This is a genomic window from Nocardia sp. NPDC003963, from assembly GCF_053605105.1.
This window is the reverse complement of the sequence record NZ_JBSGIP010000079.1, coordinates 1-14,986: the sequence shown is the minus strand read 5'-3', so window position 1 is coordinate 14,986 and position 14,986 is coordinate 1. Positions and strand designations below refer to the sequence as shown.

Here is a 14,986-nt window from a genome sequence, read left to right as displayed (position 1 = left end):
GCCAACATAAGTCCACGCACGGCCGGAACGAATGCGGAGGTACGCCGAGGCCCACCACGAACATGCACTGTGGACGAACCAGCCAACATAAGTCCACGCACGGCCGGAACGAATGCGGAGGTACGCCGAGGCCCACCACGAACATGCACTGTGGACGAACCAGCCAACATAAGTCCGCGCACGGCCGGAGCGAATGCGGAGGTACGCCTAGGGATTCAGCAGCCCGGACCGGACCAGGAAAGTTCGCGCGCCCGCGCTGTCGCTGAACGCACCGGTATCCACCCGTAGACCCGACTGTGTATCGGCGTACCAGATCGCCGCCGAGGCGCTGATCGCCGCGAACACCTCGCCGTCGGTGACGACAGTGCCCGCGGCGGAACGCCATTGCGTGATCGCCTGTGTCAGTGCGCCGGGTGCCGCCGTCTGGACCTGGAACGCCAGCGGCCGGCCGCCGGTGATCTCGCCCATCAGCAGTGGACTACCGGCATCGAGCACACAGCTCTGGACACCGTCGGTTTCGTCGTGTGGGCGGCAGCTGGCCGTCTGCAACGGGCCGGGCAGCGCGGCGACGGCGTCGGTCGCCGCGACCGGTCCGCCGCCGAATCCGGCCGGACCGGTGAGTGGTGGGCCGTTCAGGGTGCAGGATTTCACCATCAGGAAGGCGAGCACCAGCAGGACCGCCACCGCTATCCCGCCGGCCGCGCGCCACTGCCATTTCGGATGATGTTTGTGGACGACGGTTTCCGTCTCGTCGACCAGATGCTTGCGGACGAATCCGAGCACATGGTGGCCGGGCCGGTGGTGCGCGGCTCCGCTGTCGGTGTGTGCGGTGTCCCGATGTTCCGGCGCGGTCGCACCGTGCGCGTGGTGGCCGTGTGTACCCGGTGTTCCGGTCACACCGGCCCAACCGCTCATCTCGGCCAGATGGGTGGCGGCGACACCGTGATGGCCGGCCGGTGCCGCGGGACCGGCCGGGGCGGGCGGTGGTCCGCTCCCGGGTAACGGAGCACCGCAATTGGCGCATGCCGAGACCCCGGCACCCGCGGTATGCCCGCAGTACTGGCAGCGGACCGTCATCACCGTCCCCCGTGTCCCATATCCGGTTTCATTTTCCGGTGATCACGATCGAGGAGATGGCCACCGTGTTGACGGAGCGGTCACCACCGGATTTCAGCACGGTCAGCGTGATCTCCGACGCCTCGATCGGCGGCTCGATCCGGGTCACCACCAGGGACCGCTGGTCCAGTGTCTCCTGGGTGTAGGTGGTTTTGTCGTCGTCGTCGAACTGGTATGAGACACGGCTGACCGTACGGAATTTCGTCCACTGGTCGGTGCCGTCGGTACCCACGTGATCCCAGCCGGGCACGATCGCGATCGAATCGATTTCGTATTTCTTGCCCAGATCGATCCGCAGCACCTGACCGTCGATCTTGTACGCGCGGGGGCACGACCATGCCTTGTCCGGCTCGCCGGAGAAGGCATCCATACCGTCGGTACCGCCGCTCGGGCATTTCGACTCCGCCGATTGCACCTCGATATTGCCGCTGCCGACCTCGACGGTGGTCTGGGGGGCCGGCTGGGTGGGCGCCGGAGTAACGGCCAGGGGCTGGGTTTCGGTGTCCTCCTTGCCGCCGGTCACGACCAGCAGCACCACGATCAGCAGGGCGACCACAGCCGCGACGGCCAGCGCCACCTTCGGTTTGCGCAGCTGATCGGCGACCTCGCGGGCTATCTCCTGCGGGGATTGGCGTTCGGTCGGGGTGGGGCCGGGGGCGGTCTCCTGCTGTGCCGCGGCTTCGGCCGGGGCCGTCGAGTTCAGCCGGTCCGCGACCCGCTCGGCGTTGTCGGAGGCGAACGACGAATCCCGGTTATCGGGCAACTGCCCACTGAGCAGCGCATTGATCCGTTCGCTTGCCGACGGCCCGGCCGTCGAGCGGCGCGGCCGCGGCGCCGGGGGAACGGCGTCCGGTTCGGCCGCGGATGAGCCCGTCGCCATCGGCGGCGGCGGAGCCGGAGTGTCGAATTCCGCCACGGAAGTTCGGGTGGGGACCGGGGTCGCCGCGGCGCGCGGCGGTTCGTCGAATTCGAAGTCGATCTCCGACCGGATCGGACCGGAACTCGACGCGACTTGGGGTGGCCCGGAGGGCGCTACGGATTCGGCGGGTTCCGCGGGCGTGTTCCCCGTGAGCCCGAAAGCCGGGTCTGCCAGGAGGGCATCCAGAATCGCACCGCGATTGCGGAGAAATACGTCTCCGGAATCGGCTTCGGGCATGTCCGGAATGTTATCGGCTGCGGACCGGTCGACAGCGCCGTCATTCCCAGCACTGGGAGCTCGGACTGTCTACGCGAACCGGTCGCGCAGCCCTTCCGCGACCCGGCTCAGCGTGGCTTCTCGGCTGTCACGAAATACTCCGGCGGCACATCGAACACTCGCGCCAGCGCGATGATCAGATCCAGTCGCGGGATCGCGTCACCGTGGATCAACCGGTACAGACCGGACTGGGAGACCGGCACATCCGGATAAGCGAGCTCCAGGTGCTGGGCGAGCGAATACAAGGTCAACCCACGGGTCGAACCGTCTTCGGTGGATACGACCGATTCGGCGATCAGTTCCGAGAGTCGGCTGGAGAAGATCGCCGCGGCGGCCTGCCGCGGTGTCTGCTCCTGCGCACCGTCCGGGTTGTCGAATCTGCCACTGTCGAACTCGGGATCCGCTACCACGGTCATCGAGATTACCTGCTCTGTCCTACTCACCGGGCCGGATATCCCTGAGGCCGGGTCACCGGGACCGTCCGTTCGGAATTGCCGATCGGCGGGGTAACCGTCGGCGGTCGATCGCTGTGATCGAGATAGCGGGTCTCGCCGCGGGGTTCGACCAGATTCACCCGGACGGTCCGCATCGGGATCCGCACGTCCAACTGGGCTTCCCCGACCTGTTCGATCGACAGATCCACCGAACCACGACGCGGGCTGCCCGGATCACTGATCGATACCGTGGTCGGCGCCGCGGACGCCTGCGGCGGCAGTTGGTCGAACACCGTGATGGTGGCGTGCGCGCCCGGCTCCGCGTCATCGTCGGCGGCCAAGCGCAGCGATCTGGCGTCGCCGACCGCGCTCACCAGATGCTGCCAGCGCTGTGGCCGATTGGTGTGCACCTCGATATCGGCGCCGACCACGGTGGCGCGCAGCACCAACTGCTGAGCGACGGGCAGCATCGCGTGTACATCCACCGTACGGCGGCGCGGATTGTAGGGAGCGGGATCGAAGAGCGGCATCGCGAGCTGGTGTCGCGTCTGCCCGCTGATCGCACCCAGGATCTGCCCATTGGGCCCGATCGGGACGGCGAGCCCGGCGCTCACCTCCGCGGGCGCCTCTTCGGCGATGTTCTCGTCACGGGTCAGCTCACGCAGCGATACTCCGGTGGGCAGGGTCGAACGAAGCGCCACGGACTGGCGCCCCGGCAACCTGCGGAGATACTCGGGCAGGGCTTCGGTCATGGCCGGGCCGATATAGCGTACGACCGCCCGGGGCCGGTCCGCCCCGGAGAGGCTGACCACGAGTGTGGTGCGCCCGCTGTTCCAGGTCCAGCAGTCGTCCAGGCCCGAACCGTCCAGATGTGCCCAATCGATGCCGAAACTGGTGACGAACCGTCCGGGCACCGAGGTCTTCAGACGTTCCCACTGTTCGATCAGATCATCGAGCTCGGCACCGGCGTGCAGCAACCTGGTCGCGTCCAGCAGCGCGGCCGCGGGCAGCGGATGGGCCGCCACCCCACGCTCGCGCAGCCGCCCGGCGATCCGGTGCGCGGCGGTGGCGAGGGTACGCGGCGCGACCACCGCGCACGGTCCACGTTTGGCCAGGGCCTTCAGATTACGTTCCTGGTCCAGCCGGAGGACCAGCCAGGTCAGCCGGTTTCCGACCACCGGATGGGAACCGATCAGCTGGTCGTAGAGCATGCTGTAACTACCGGCCGAGCGCACCCGCTGGCCGGTGGTCACGATATCGATATCGATACCGATGCCGTACTGGTCCAGCATCGGCAGCAGGCTCTCGACCGAGACGGTGTCCTCGGTGTAGATGGTCTGTTCGGCGATCACTGTCGGCAGGTCGAGGTTCGGTGCCAGCTGGATCATGGCGACCAGCACATCCCCGTCCTCCGCGATACCGCAGAGCCCCGCGGCGACATCGATATCGCTCGCCGGCAAGGGCGCGGTGAGCAGCGACGCCCGGCCCGACCTTCCGGTGCGGAAGTCGAGCCAGTCGAGAAACCAGCGCACCGGCGTCCGTCCCCGGATCCGCACCACCACGGTGAGCAGCAGGCCGGCGAAGATCAGCGCCACACCCCAGAGTGGTAGGTACGCGGACACTCCGGCCATCACCACACTGCCTCCGATCGCCGTCACCGCGAACGGGCCGCGTTCCACCCCGGCGACCCGGCGGTCCGGGGCACGTACGGCCCGTTCCGCAGTAATCGTCACTGCCGCTGCCTCCGCCGCGAGTTCACACCGTAGGTCGCCGCCGCCCCGATCAGCACCGCCGCGACGATGACGATCGCCGCGATGACACCGGGTTTGGCATCCGGCGACCGCGGTGGCGGCGGCACCTCCAGATCTGCCCGCTGGAACAGTCCCTCCGGCGGTTGAGGCGGCGTCCGATAGCTCAAGGCAGCGACCGGATCGATCACTCCCGCACCCACCGTGTTGTCGATCCCCCGGGCGGGAGCGTGCGCGCTCGCGGTCAGGCGAGCGACGATCTCCGCCGGAGTCTCGTTCGGGAACCGCGAGCGCACCAGCGCCGCGACCCCGGCGGTATAAGCAGCGGCAAAGGACGAACCACCGACCGGAGCGAGTTTGTCCGGGGGTCCCACGCCGTTGATCAGGCCGGGTGTTCCCGGCCCCAGCGATTCGATACCGGTGCCGGGGGCGGCCACGGTCAACCACGGCCCCATCAGGGATCTGTCGGTCACCCCGCCGTAAGCGGTCGTATACCCGACAGTCATCACCGACTCGGCGAAAATACTGGGTGCCACCGCCGATTTCACGTACTTCCAATTCCTGGGGTCGCCGGGACGCCCTGGATCGAAGCCCGGATTCTGGCTGCAGCCCATGCTGTCGGCATTACCGGCGCCGGCCACGATGAGGGAACCCCGCGTGTGTACGGCGTAGCCGACGGCCTCGGCCAGAACTCCGAGGTCGACGCCGGAATCCACCGCCAGGCAGATCGGCAGCGGTACCGCGATGACTCCGGCGCCCAGATTCGCGGCGTGGGTGATCGCGCGCGACAGGGTCCGGATCTCCAGCGCGAGCCGCTCCCGCTGATCGCCCATGCCACGCTCCACCCGGAACGCCCCGGACCGGTAGCGGATGGACAGGATTCGCGCATCGGGCGCGACTCCGGTGAATCCGTCCGCGGGATCGGCCGCGCCGCCGATTATCCCGGCGATCAGGGTTCCGTGCGCATCACAATCCTGGAGTCCGTCGCCTCCGGCCGCGACATAGTCACCACCGGCCACGAGATTGGGCAACCGCGGATGTGGTGAGACACCGGTATCCACCACGGCGACGGTGACGCCGAGACCGCGGCTGAGCGTCCGGGCATCGGCGAGGTTCAACGCGATTTCCGACGGTGGTGTCCGGGAGATGTCGGTATCCTGCAGCACCCCGGTCGCCAGACAACCGCTCTCCTGCTTCGTCGGCATCTCCGGCCCCGGCGGCCCGTCCGGTGGCGCGACACCGACCACCACCTCCGGCGGTACCAGCGCTGCCGCGGGTGCCGCGACCGTGCCCAGGACAAGGGCGGTCAGACCTGCCGCCGCAGCCCTGCTCAGGCGAAGGGCCATCAGATTCCTCGCATAGCGGTGTAAACACCCATGATCCAGAAGGCGATCACCGGGACGACGAGAATGAGCCCGTACTCGATGAGGTCGGTGATCCGGCGGGTGACCGGGGTAAGCCGCTTCCCGGGCAAACGCAGCGCCGCGGCCAGCGCACCACACGCGATCACAGCGACCACCACGACGACGGTGAGCCGAGCAGGGGAGGTCTCGTACGCCCCTACGAGAACGGCCGCCACACCGAGTACGGTTACCGCGGAACCGATCACCAGCGCGATCGCCTGTATCCGGTCGGGATACCACCGCGACCGCATGGCCAGAATACCGGCCACCGCGGCGGCGATCACGATCTCCCGGATCCCGCCCGGACTGACCGCCGCGCAGATCACCGTCGATACCGACAACAATCCGGAGACCGCCACGATCAGACCGCGCAAGCTGGTGACCGCCAGCCGCGCCCGGCTCTCGATACCCGCCTCGTTGTTGCGGCGGGACTGCTCCGCGGCGGCCGCGGCCGCCGCTTCCTGCTCCACATCGCGGTGGGTTTCCGCGTCGAAGATATCGGTGAGAGTGGCCGGGTTCACCTCATTGCCCGGGTCGGGCAGATCCGGTGGCCGGATCCGGGCGATGACCACCGCGATCCGTGGCGCCAGAGTGAGCAGTACCAGGCCCACGAACACTGCACCACCCGCCACCTGACGGGTAACCAGGTCGAAATAGGCCAGCGGCAGCACCACTATCGTCACGGTGACGCCGAGCACGGCGACACTCATCAGCGTGGCGATACCACTACCGGTCAATCGCATCATCGCCATGGCGGCCACCGCGGTGACGACCGCGCCGGCCACAATATTCGCCGGCGCGAAAGGTCCGGGTTCGCCGTAGGCCGGCGGAACCAGCATGGCGCTGCCCGCGAAGAGCAACGGGATCGCGGCCAGCGCCGCACCCAGCGAGATCCGGCGGGCCGCACCGCTACCGCGGATGGCGACGGCCGCCGCCCAGCACAGCACGCCGAGCAGCAACGCGGGCAACCCACACCACAGCAGCGAACCGGACTGAGTCCACGCCCAGGAGAGCATGGCGGCCAACCCCACCGCACCGGCACCGAAGACACTGAGCCCCACGATCGCGGCGGTATCGGCATCGAACTCGGCGAATTCGCGTTCGTTGATCAGCGCCAGCGCATCGGTGATGTCCTCCACGACCGGGGTGAAGACCTCGGAGGACTCCACCGGCGCCAGCATGAGCACCGTCCCGTCGACGATGTTGTGATCACCGAGGCTGCGCCAGCGCGGAATCGGCGGCTCACCCGGCCGGGCCAGACTCCACTGACCGTGCGGCGGAGTGAAATCGACTTCCTCGTCACCGATCGCATTGGCGAGTACGGCGACCAGATCGTCGATGAAGGTCTCGACCGTGAACTTGGTCGGCACGACGACATCCACCTGATAGGTGGCGACCATGACGGCGATACGCGCCCGCGCCACCTCGGCCGGCGCGGCATCGCCGGACGGAGCCGCCGGCGCCGCCTGCACAGAAGTCACCGCATACCGCCGCGGTCACCACCGGACGGCTCGGCGACATAACCGGGGAAGTCGTCGGCGAGGCCGGCCGCCAATTCCTCGAACGCCAGCTCGGTCTCCTTGTCCAACATGCGCAGATCGATCTCGCCGCCTTCGGCGAGATGCGGATCGAACGGGATCTGAATGGTGGGTCGTTGCGCCGAAGCGAAAAGTTTCTCGATGGCCTCGACATCGACGGTGGGTTTCACGGGGTGCTGCCGCACGATGGCCACCATCGAGGAGGAGATCAGATGATCGAAACCGTGCGAGCTCAACCAGTTCAGGGTTGCGACGGCACCGGTGACCCCGCCGACAGTCGCCGGTGTCACCACCACCACGGCATCACTGGTACGCAGCACAGTGTTGGTCGACGAATCGAGCACACCGGTTCCACAGTCGACCACGAGCAGATTGTAATGGCGACGCAGGATTTCCACGCCGGTCTGGTACTCCGCCCCGGTCAGCGCCTCCCCCGCGTCCGTACTCCAGGGTGAAGCCACCACCGCGAGGTCGGCCGTATTGACCGCGGTGTAGGAATGCACGGCCGAGAACGAATCCAACCGGCCGCCGGCCTGGGCGAGATCACGCAGGGTGAGACCGAACTGATGGCGCGTGGTGCGACTGGACAGATCCCCGAAATCCGGATTCGCGTCGATGGCGACCACCCGATCCGGCCGCAGCTTGGCAAAGGTGGATCCGAGACCGGCCGCGGTCGTGGTCCGGCCGACGCCGCCCTTCACGCTCACCACCGCGATCTGGTACGGGACGGTGAGTTGACGGCGGATCCGGTTGCGCCGGTTCTCGGCCTGCTGTTCGGCCGGTGAGAGACCGAGATTGAAGCCGACCTTGTTCAGTGCACCACGGACGCCCTTGTTGGAGCGCAGATGCGCTTGCCGCACGGCCGCGATCTCGGCGAGAAGCTCCGCGGAGGCCAGCGCGGGCGGCAGTACCTCGATACGCCCGGTGGTGTCGTAGGCCGGTCGGTGGATCCGATCGGGCACCCGGGATGTGTCGGCAGCCTGCTGCGGAGGTGCCGGCTGGGCACCCGCGGCCGGAGAGTAGCCGATATAGGACTGCTGCGGCCCGGCGTACCCGGCAGCTGCGGAGTACCCGCTGGTGGAGGCGGATCGAGTAGGCGGACCGGCGGTCGGCGGCGCGGCCGCTGCGGTATCCGCACCGGGCGATGTCTGCCAGGTGTCCGGCGCCACCGCACTCTGTTCCGGCGCAACCGGGACGCCGGCCTGGGGTGGCGCCGCTCCCCCAGGGACGCCCTGCTGCTGCCGGCGCGCGATCGCCTGCTGTTCCTCCGCGACTGCCTGCTGATGGGCTGTGGCCGCGCGCTGCCGCAGATCGGCGAGTTCGCCGTCGTCCACGGCTGTCGCCTCGGGGCCCGGTCGTGGCAGTCCGGCGGGCTGCGCCGGCGATACCGCGGCCGGGGCGGCACCGGCCGAATGCGGATCCGACGACGGCACAGGCCCCGGATGCGGCGGTGGCGGTGCGGCCGAGCTCATCTGATCGGTCCCCGATTCCGGTGCCATTGTCGGTTCGGCCCCGGCGGCCGTGGATGAGATGTCAGGAGGGCCGGCCGCACTCGCCGCCGTGGCCGCTCCAGCACCGGGATGTTCCTCGAGCTGTGCGAAGTAGGCGTCGTAACCGCCTTTGGCCAGCGCCGCCGAAGCGGCGCCGTTGGTTGTCGGTGCCCGGTTCATCTCACCGTCCTCTCATCCAGCGCTGGAACGTCAACCGGTGCGCGCGGTATCGAACCAGCTACGGCCGGGCAGCAGCTCGGCCAGAGTGTTGATACCACTCCGCAGGGCAGCGTGGTCACCCGGCCGGAAGGTCGACCGGGTCCGGCCGTCCATCGCGACGCTCGGTGTGATCACGAACCGCCCCGAGAACGTGTCCAACACGTTCATACAGATTGTGAAGTCGGGTGTTTCAGGTCCACCGTCTCGATGTTCCATCATCAGGACCTCGGCTTGGCGGACTATCTCGCCGAGGGCCCGGGTGAGCACATTCGCGGTACGGGGTGTAGCGCCGAGGTCACGCAGACCCGCACGCACTCCGTCCACATCCTGGGGCGGCTCCGATTCCGCCGTATCGCTGTCGGCCCGGGTGAACGGTTCGAAGTCCAGCGCCGGATAGTCGCCGAGTATCGATTCCAGGACCGCCGTGAGCGTGTCGAGCTGTCGGCCCTGGTGGAATACCGACTGGATGACGATCTCGTCGTCGCAACGCACTGCGAGCACATGCTGTTCCCCACTGCGGACCAGCGATACACGCAGCATTGTCGGAACCTCGCCGCCGCGACCGTTGTCGATTACCCGGATGGCCAGTTCGGTATCCGGTCGTTCCAGGCATCGTAGCCAGCTCGCAACCACCGGATCCACCTCGCCGCCGGAGATGATGCCGTCCGCCGCGAGTTGTTCCGCCACAACGGCCCGGACCCGGTCCCGGTCGGAGATGCGGAAGATATTCGGGGTGATCGCCAGGACCAGGGGGTAGGTGTCGATGCCGACCAAGTCTTTCAAGACAAGGGCGGCATCGACATTCAGATCCACCGATACCGGATCGCCGGATTCCACCTCCGCCGATGCTGTGCCCACCGGCGTATGTTCGGTCAAACCACCACTCGCCTCAGAGGAGGTTCTGGAACATGGCGGCGACCCGCGTATCCGCATCGCCGATCAGCGAAGCGGCGTGGTCCGTCGCCTTGTTGAGATCACCGAGGCTAGCCGCGTAGGAGTTGACCCGCGACTCCAGCTGATTCGCCACGGACTCGTATCCCGAGGCACCGGAGCCCTTGAACTCCTCGAGCAGCATCTGCTTCAGGCCCTGCAGCGACTGCAGGTTCTCTTGCATACCGCCCACGACACCGCGCACCTGGCCCAGCGCCGCCTCGATTTCGCCTTTATTGGTAAAGATTGGTTTGGTCATTGATTCGAACCTCTCGAATATGAAGTGTCAACGAATTCCGCGATCGGACCGGGAATACGGATTACCAGTTGATATCCGCCTTGCTCGGGCCCTGCGTGTTCTCGAGCTGGTCGGTAGCCCAGCCACCGGTGGCACCCGTGGTCCCCGCATTGAAAACGCCGTCGCCGGCATCTCCGAGCTGGTTCGCGATTCCCTGCATCGCCAACCGGTCCTCTTCGTCGAACTTCGAGCTCGCGGCGATGATCTCCTGCATGATCTGTTCGATGTACTCCGCGACCTTGGAACCGGTCGTGAGGACGTTACCGAAAGCGTTGTAGACCGCGTCACCGGCATTGCCCTTGAATGCGGTCTGCAGAGTGCCCTGCGAACCGGCAAGAGACTTCAGGTGTCCCTCCAGCGTCTGCAGTGGAGTCGACATCTTCTTGGAAACCGCGATCAGGGTATCCGGATCCGCCTGGGTAAGCCCCGCCACACCGTCAGCAGCCATGGTGTTCTTCCTTCCGATAATTCAGTGACCCCGGCCACTCACCGGGTGCTGTATCCATTCTCCGGCTCGGCTTCTTCGTCGAGGCGGTCCAGTACTCCCACGAGTGAGGAGTCCACCAGCAATTCGGTATCGGGCTCCTCGTCCTCGTACTCGATGACCCCGATCACCGGCGGGCGCTCCAGCTCCGGAACTTCGAATTGTTCGCCCGGGGTGAATACCTTTCCCGACCGCTTCTCCTCGTCCTGGCGGCGACGCCGCATCCGGGCGGTCGGTGCCGATACCCGCCGCGCCGCGCCTCGGGCAGGCGCTGCCGGGGCAGTGCTGGGGTTGGCAGCACCGAAAGCTGTCCCCGAAGCAGGATTCCAAGCGCCCGGCAACCGGAAACCGGTTGCCGCGCCCGGCATGGAGCCGATACCGCCGCGGGCCATTCCGAAGCCGGCCAGCGCCCCGCCACTACCGAGGGCGGCCAGCGTCGAGGACTCCGAGGAAACTCCCAGCAGCGGACTGGAATACGCCGAATCGGCACCGTACCCGTTCGCCCCGGAATCGAATCCGGATTCGGATCCGATCGCCTGCTGGGGATCACTGAGCGACTGCTCCGAGCCCGACGGCCCCGGATCCGTCCCGTCACCTCCAGTGCTCGAGTCCGAACCACCGGGCTTCGAATCGCCCACTGATTCCGACCCGTCGCCGGTGTGCTGCTGTGTCGTCTGCGTCGTCTGCGGCTTGTTGCCGGGGTAGTGCGGACTGTCGGGGCCCTTCTTGATCAGACTCTGGAGCGGACCCACCGGGTCGAGCGCGGCGTTCGGCACCGAACCCGGGCCCGGGACGACGATCGGCGGAGGCGGCGTGAGCGCGCTCGCTGCCACCACCAGGTCATTGAGCAGGAATAACGCTCCCAATTCGTAGCCCGCCATTGTCGAGGCGGCTTGGAACTTGAGGCGGTCGTACTGGACCTCGGCCGCGGCGTGCACCGCACTCGCCACCCCGAAGACCACAAGCGCCGCGGCGGAGACCGGACCGGCCCCCGCGGTGGCGACCGCGCCGGACGATGCCATCACCCCGGCCGATGCGGCCAGCACCGCGATGGCAGCCTCGATCTCGAATCGCGAGGGCATCGCCTTGAGAGCGGCCTCGTGTAACGATGCCCCTTGCTCGGCCAGCTGGGCGACCTTCGCAGCAATCCCGGCCTGGTCACGTACCCAGTTGTTGTGCTTGTGGAATGCCGCCTGCGCCCGTTGGGAACTCAGTCCACCGGGCCATGCGTCGGCCATGACTTTCATCAGGCCGTCCGTGCCGGTAGCAGCGGTCTCCAGGGCATTGTCGACAGCGCTGTAGGCCCGGGAAGCGTTGGTCAGTCCGACCGAGCCCGCTCCGGAATCGATCAGAGCGCGATTATGGAGCGGCTCGTAAGCGAAGTATTCGAAGAACGGCATAGCACCTCTGCTTCGGACCGGTACCGATCACTTGCCGAATACAAAGGCCCCGACGGCGCCACCGACCGTGTCGACCTCCGCACCGCCGGCCGTATCACTCGTCTCGAAGGTCACCGACGCCGGTACGAGGCAGTCCCCTCCGAGATTGCTTTCCACCAGGCCGGTGGCGAGGTAGGTGGACATGATGAAATCGACGACACCGAAACCGGCCGTCATGTAGAAGCCCGGCGCACACTCCACCGAGGGAGCCGGAGTCGCGTACGGCGCAACCGACTCCAGTAGCGTGGCCAAACTCGATACCTGGGCACGCACGCCGGCGCCGATGGCCGGAAGTTCTCCAGGGTTGACTTCGAAGGGGATCATCGATAGCTCCGATCGATAAGCGTCCTTGCCCGTTGCCGGTCGGTGCAACAGAGCGGTACATCAAGTACGCTAAGCCATTCCCATTTATGGGGAGTCCCACTGATCGGCCACGGAACCGAGCTCATTCGGGGATCCAGGCCGACTGCACCAGATCCTTGGTCGATGTCAGCGGTTCCACCAGAATGCCCCGCCCCACCGGCTGTTTCGTGGGTTTCGCGTCGCCGATGAGCATACCGTCCATCTTGGTCCCGTCCATGACCAGACCCGAGGAGTTCAGGTTCTTGACCTGGCCCAGGACACTGTCGTACATGGCGGTGTCGGCCTGTGCGATATTGCGAGCGGCGATCAGGTGGAAACCGGTATCGCGACCGTCGACGATGAGATCCTTCAGCGGATCCAGCGGATTCATCTGACCGCGCTGGGCGACCATATGGTAGTCGTCGACCACCACGAAGATCTCCGGGCCACTCCACCAGGACCGCTCTTTGAGTTGCTGGGACGTCACCCCGTCCGGCGGACGCCGGGTCCGCAGTTTCTGCGCGACAGCAGGCAGGTTCTCCTGCAGATCACGGCCGCTGGTCAGATATCCGACCATCATTTCCTCGGGCAACGCGTCCATATGCTGGCGCCGGTAATCGATCAGCAGGACCCGGGCCTCGTCCTTCGTGAAACGTGCCCGGATGGATTCCAGGATCGCCGCCAGCACAGTCGATTTGCCGCAGCCGGTCGATCCGAGGATCACGAAATGGGTGGAGACGCCGAAGTCGATGACGGCCGGCGCCAGATCCGACTCACGGACACCGAACGGAACCGCGAGACGTTCGGCCAGGTTCGTGGGCTGCGGGACTCTGGCCAGGACCTGGGGCATCGTCACCTGGGCCGGCAGCAGTCGGACCTCGGGTGCCTGCCTACCCGCGTAGGTCTGGCTCACCTGTGTGATCGCCGCGCTCAACCCCGCAGCCGCGGTATCGGAGTCACCGTTGCCGTCCATGCGTGGCAGCGCGGTCAGCATATGGAGGGCATCGTTGGATACGCAGCGACCGGGCCGGTTCGGCGGTACCGCCGCCACCACGGCGCGATGGGCGTTGAACGCCGTATCGGTCAGGTCACCGAGCCGCATCTCCAGGCGAGTCTGGATCAGATCCTTGAGCTGGGGCCGGATCGCGGCCCACCGGGAGCTGCTGACCACCAGGTGCACACCGTAGTTGAGGCCCTGCAGGGCGACCGACTCCATGGTCGGCATGTACTCGTCGTAGTACGGGCCGTTGATGGCGAATCCGATATCCCAGCCGTCCACGACTACGAAGACATCGCCGTGCTCGTCGCCGTAGGACGACAACTCGGCTGTCCCTTCGGGAGTGTTACGGCGCCGCCGGAATTCCCGCATGGAATCGATACCGAGGTGGTCGAACAAGGCCTGCCGGGACGCGATCACATTACGGATCAGCGCGAAGGTCCGCCGGATCCGGTCCACATCACGCGCCGATGCCACGGAGCCCACATGCGGCAGGGCACGCATCGGGGACAGACCACCGGAGAAGTCGAAGCAGTAGAACTGCACCTGCTCCGGGGTATGGGTCAACGCGGCCGACAGGATGAGCGTCTGCAGAGCGGTGGACTTGCCCGACTGCGGACCACCTACGACCGCGACATGGCCGCCCGCGCCGGAGAGGTCCACCGACCAGACATCCTGGCGCTGCTGACGCGGTTTGTCGATGATCGCCCAGGGCAGTACGAGCCCACCGTGGTCGATCGCGGCGGTCAGCCTGTCCAGCGTGGGCGGCACCCCCAGCGGGGGCAGCCACATCTTGTGGGCCGGGCGACCGTGCCGCGCGAACTGCTGCAACACGGTCTCCATCACACTCACCGGCTCGCTGTCGGTGTCCTCCGGTTCGGGCGATCGCACGGCCGCCGCGACCGGCGCCGGACGGGATTCGGCGATGAACGCGGCGGTGAACCGCTGCGGCGGTTTGTATCCGCCCCCGGGCCGACGCGCGCGCTGCGCGCTGGAAGCGGTCGCCTGTGCGGGTGCGGTGTACGCCCCGCCGACATAGGCGGCCTGGAATCGCTGCAGGTCACCCGCACCCACCCGCAGATACCCGGATCCCGGCTTCTTCGGCAGGTGGTATGCGTCCGCCGTACCGATGGCATCCCGGGAGTCACTGGTCTGGTTGGTGCGCAACGCGATTCGGTACGAGAGGTGGGCTTCGAGCTCACCCATCCGGTTCGCGGGAACCTTCTGCGAGGACAGCAGCAGGTGGATTCGCAGCGACCGGCCCAGGCGGCCGATGGCGACGAACAGTTTCGAGAAGGTCGGGTGCTGCTCCAGCAGTTCGGCGAACTCGTCGAGAATGATCATCAGCGTGGG

The 14,986-nt window shown here is 67.0% G+C and carries 13 protein-coding genes; all 13 read right to left on the bottom strand.

Annotation, left to right across the window (positions count from 1 at the left end; translation table 11 throughout):
- Positions 1-207: 207 nt before the first annotated feature.
- The gene (locus tag ACWEWT_RS37490; protein ID WP_452565656.1) at positions 208-1,077 is read right to left on the bottom strand and encodes a hypothetical protein; all 870 of its coding nucleotides are present in this window, start codon (positions 1,075-1,077) and stop codon (positions 208-210) included.
- A gap of 28 nt (positions 1,078-1,105) precedes the next feature.
- The gene (locus tag ACWEWT_RS37485) at positions 1,106-2,272 is read right to left on the bottom strand and encodes a discoidin domain-containing protein (protein WP_452565655.1); all 1,167 of its coding nucleotides are present in this window, start codon (positions 2,270-2,272) and stop codon (positions 1,106-1,108) included.
- 107 nt (positions 2,273-2,379) lie between these two features.
- Positions 2,380-2,727 carry a helix-turn-helix domain-containing protein gene (locus ACWEWT_RS37480; protein WP_452565654.1) on the bottom strand — a complete coding sequence of 116 codons (348 nt, stop codon included), beginning with the start codon at positions 2,725-2,727 and terminating at the stop codon, positions 2,380-2,382.
- Between the two features lie 23 nt (positions 2,728-2,750).
- Complete coding sequence (gene eccE / locus ACWEWT_RS37475) at positions 2,751-4,478, bottom strand: type VII secretion protein EccE (RefSeq protein WP_452565653.1); 1,728 nt, start codon at positions 4,476-4,478, stop codon at positions 2,751-2,753.
- Entirely contained in the window at positions 4,475-5,839 is a 1,365-nt protein-coding gene (gene mycP, locus ACWEWT_RS37470) for a type VII secretion-associated serine protease mycosin (protein ID WP_452565652.1), read from the bottom strand. The genes eccE and mycP overlap by 4 nt, the downstream gene beginning before the upstream one ends.
- Entirely contained in the window at positions 5,839-7,377 is a 1,539-nt protein-coding gene (gene eccD, locus ACWEWT_RS37465) for a type VII secretion integral membrane protein EccD (RefSeq protein WP_452565651.1), read from the bottom strand. The genes mycP and eccD overlap by 1 nt, the downstream gene beginning before the upstream one ends.
- A complete protein-coding gene (locus ACWEWT_RS37460; RefSeq protein WP_452565650.1) occupies positions 7,374-9,104 on the bottom strand; it encodes an AAA family ATPase in 1,731 nt (576 codons plus the stop codon). Before ACWEWT_RS37460 ends, eccD begins: the two co-directional genes overlap by 4 nt.
- Before the next feature lie 30 nt (positions 9,105-9,134).
- Complete coding sequence (locus ACWEWT_RS37455; RefSeq protein ID WP_452565649.1) at positions 9,135-10,001, bottom strand: ESX secretion-associated protein EspG; 867 nt, start codon at positions 9,999-10,001, stop codon at positions 9,135-9,137.
- A gap of 31 nt (positions 10,002-10,032) precedes the next feature.
- Complete coding sequence (locus ACWEWT_RS37450) at positions 10,033-10,332, bottom strand: WXG100 family type VII secretion target (RefSeq protein ID WP_452565648.1); 300 nt, start codon at positions 10,330-10,332, stop codon at positions 10,033-10,035.
- Positions 10,333-10,393: 61 nt separating this feature from the next.
- Complete coding sequence (locus ACWEWT_RS37445) at positions 10,394-10,819, bottom strand: WXG100 family type VII secretion target (RefSeq protein WP_452565647.1); 426 nt, start codon at positions 10,817-10,819, stop codon at positions 10,394-10,396.
- A 38-nt stretch (positions 10,820-10,857) separates the two neighbouring features.
- On the bottom strand, positions 10,858-12,255 hold the full coding sequence (locus ACWEWT_RS37440; protein ID WP_452565646.1) for a PPE domain-containing protein: 1,398 nt from the start codon (positions 12,253-12,255) through the stop codon (positions 10,858-10,860).
- A gap of 27 nt (positions 12,256-12,282) precedes the next feature.
- On the bottom strand, positions 12,283-12,618 hold the full coding sequence (locus tag ACWEWT_RS37435) for a hypothetical protein (RefSeq protein WP_452565645.1): 336 nt from the start codon (positions 12,616-12,618) through the stop codon (positions 12,283-12,285).
- A 121-nt stretch (positions 12,619-12,739) separates the two neighbouring features.
- A partial coding sequence (gene eccCb, locus ACWEWT_RS37430) for a type VII secretion protein EccCb (protein WP_452565644.1) occupies positions 12,740-14,986 on the bottom strand: 2,247 nt, incomplete at its 5' end.

Coding starts and splice junctions, on each gene's coding strand:
- ACWEWT_RS37490 (WP_452565656.1), bottom strand. CDS start 1,077: ATGACGGTCCGCTGCCAGTACTGCGGGCATACCGCGGGTGCCGGGGTC.
- ACWEWT_RS37485 (WP_452565655.1), bottom strand. CDS start 2,272: ATGCCCGAAGCCGATTCCGGAGACGTATTTCTCCGCAATCGCGGTGCG.
- ACWEWT_RS37480 (WP_452565654.1), bottom strand. CDS start 2,727: ATGACCGTGGTAGCGGATCCCGAGTTCGACAGTGGCAGATTCGACAAC.
- mycP (WP_452565652.1), bottom strand. CDS start 5,839: ATGGCCCTTCGCCTGAGCAGGGCTGCGGCGGCAGGTCTGACCGCCCTT.
- ACWEWT_RS37460 (WP_452565650.1), bottom strand. CDS start 9,104: ATGAACCGGGCACCGACAACCAACGGCGCCGCTTCGGCGGCGCTGGCC.
- ACWEWT_RS37450 (WP_452565648.1), bottom strand. CDS start 10,332: ATGACCAAACCAATCTTTACCAATAAAGGCGAAATCGAGGCGGCGCTG.
- ACWEWT_RS37445 (WP_452565647.1), bottom strand. CDS start 10,819: ATGGCTGCTGACGGTGTGGCGGGGCTTACCCAGGCGGATCCGGATACC.
- ACWEWT_RS37440 (WP_452565646.1), bottom strand. CDS start 12,255: ATGCCGTTCTTCGAATACTTCGCTTACGAGCCGCTCCATAATCGCGCT.
- ACWEWT_RS37435 (WP_452565645.1), bottom strand. CDS start 12,618: ATGATCCCCTTCGAAGTCAACCCTGGAGAACTTCCGGCCATCGGCGCC.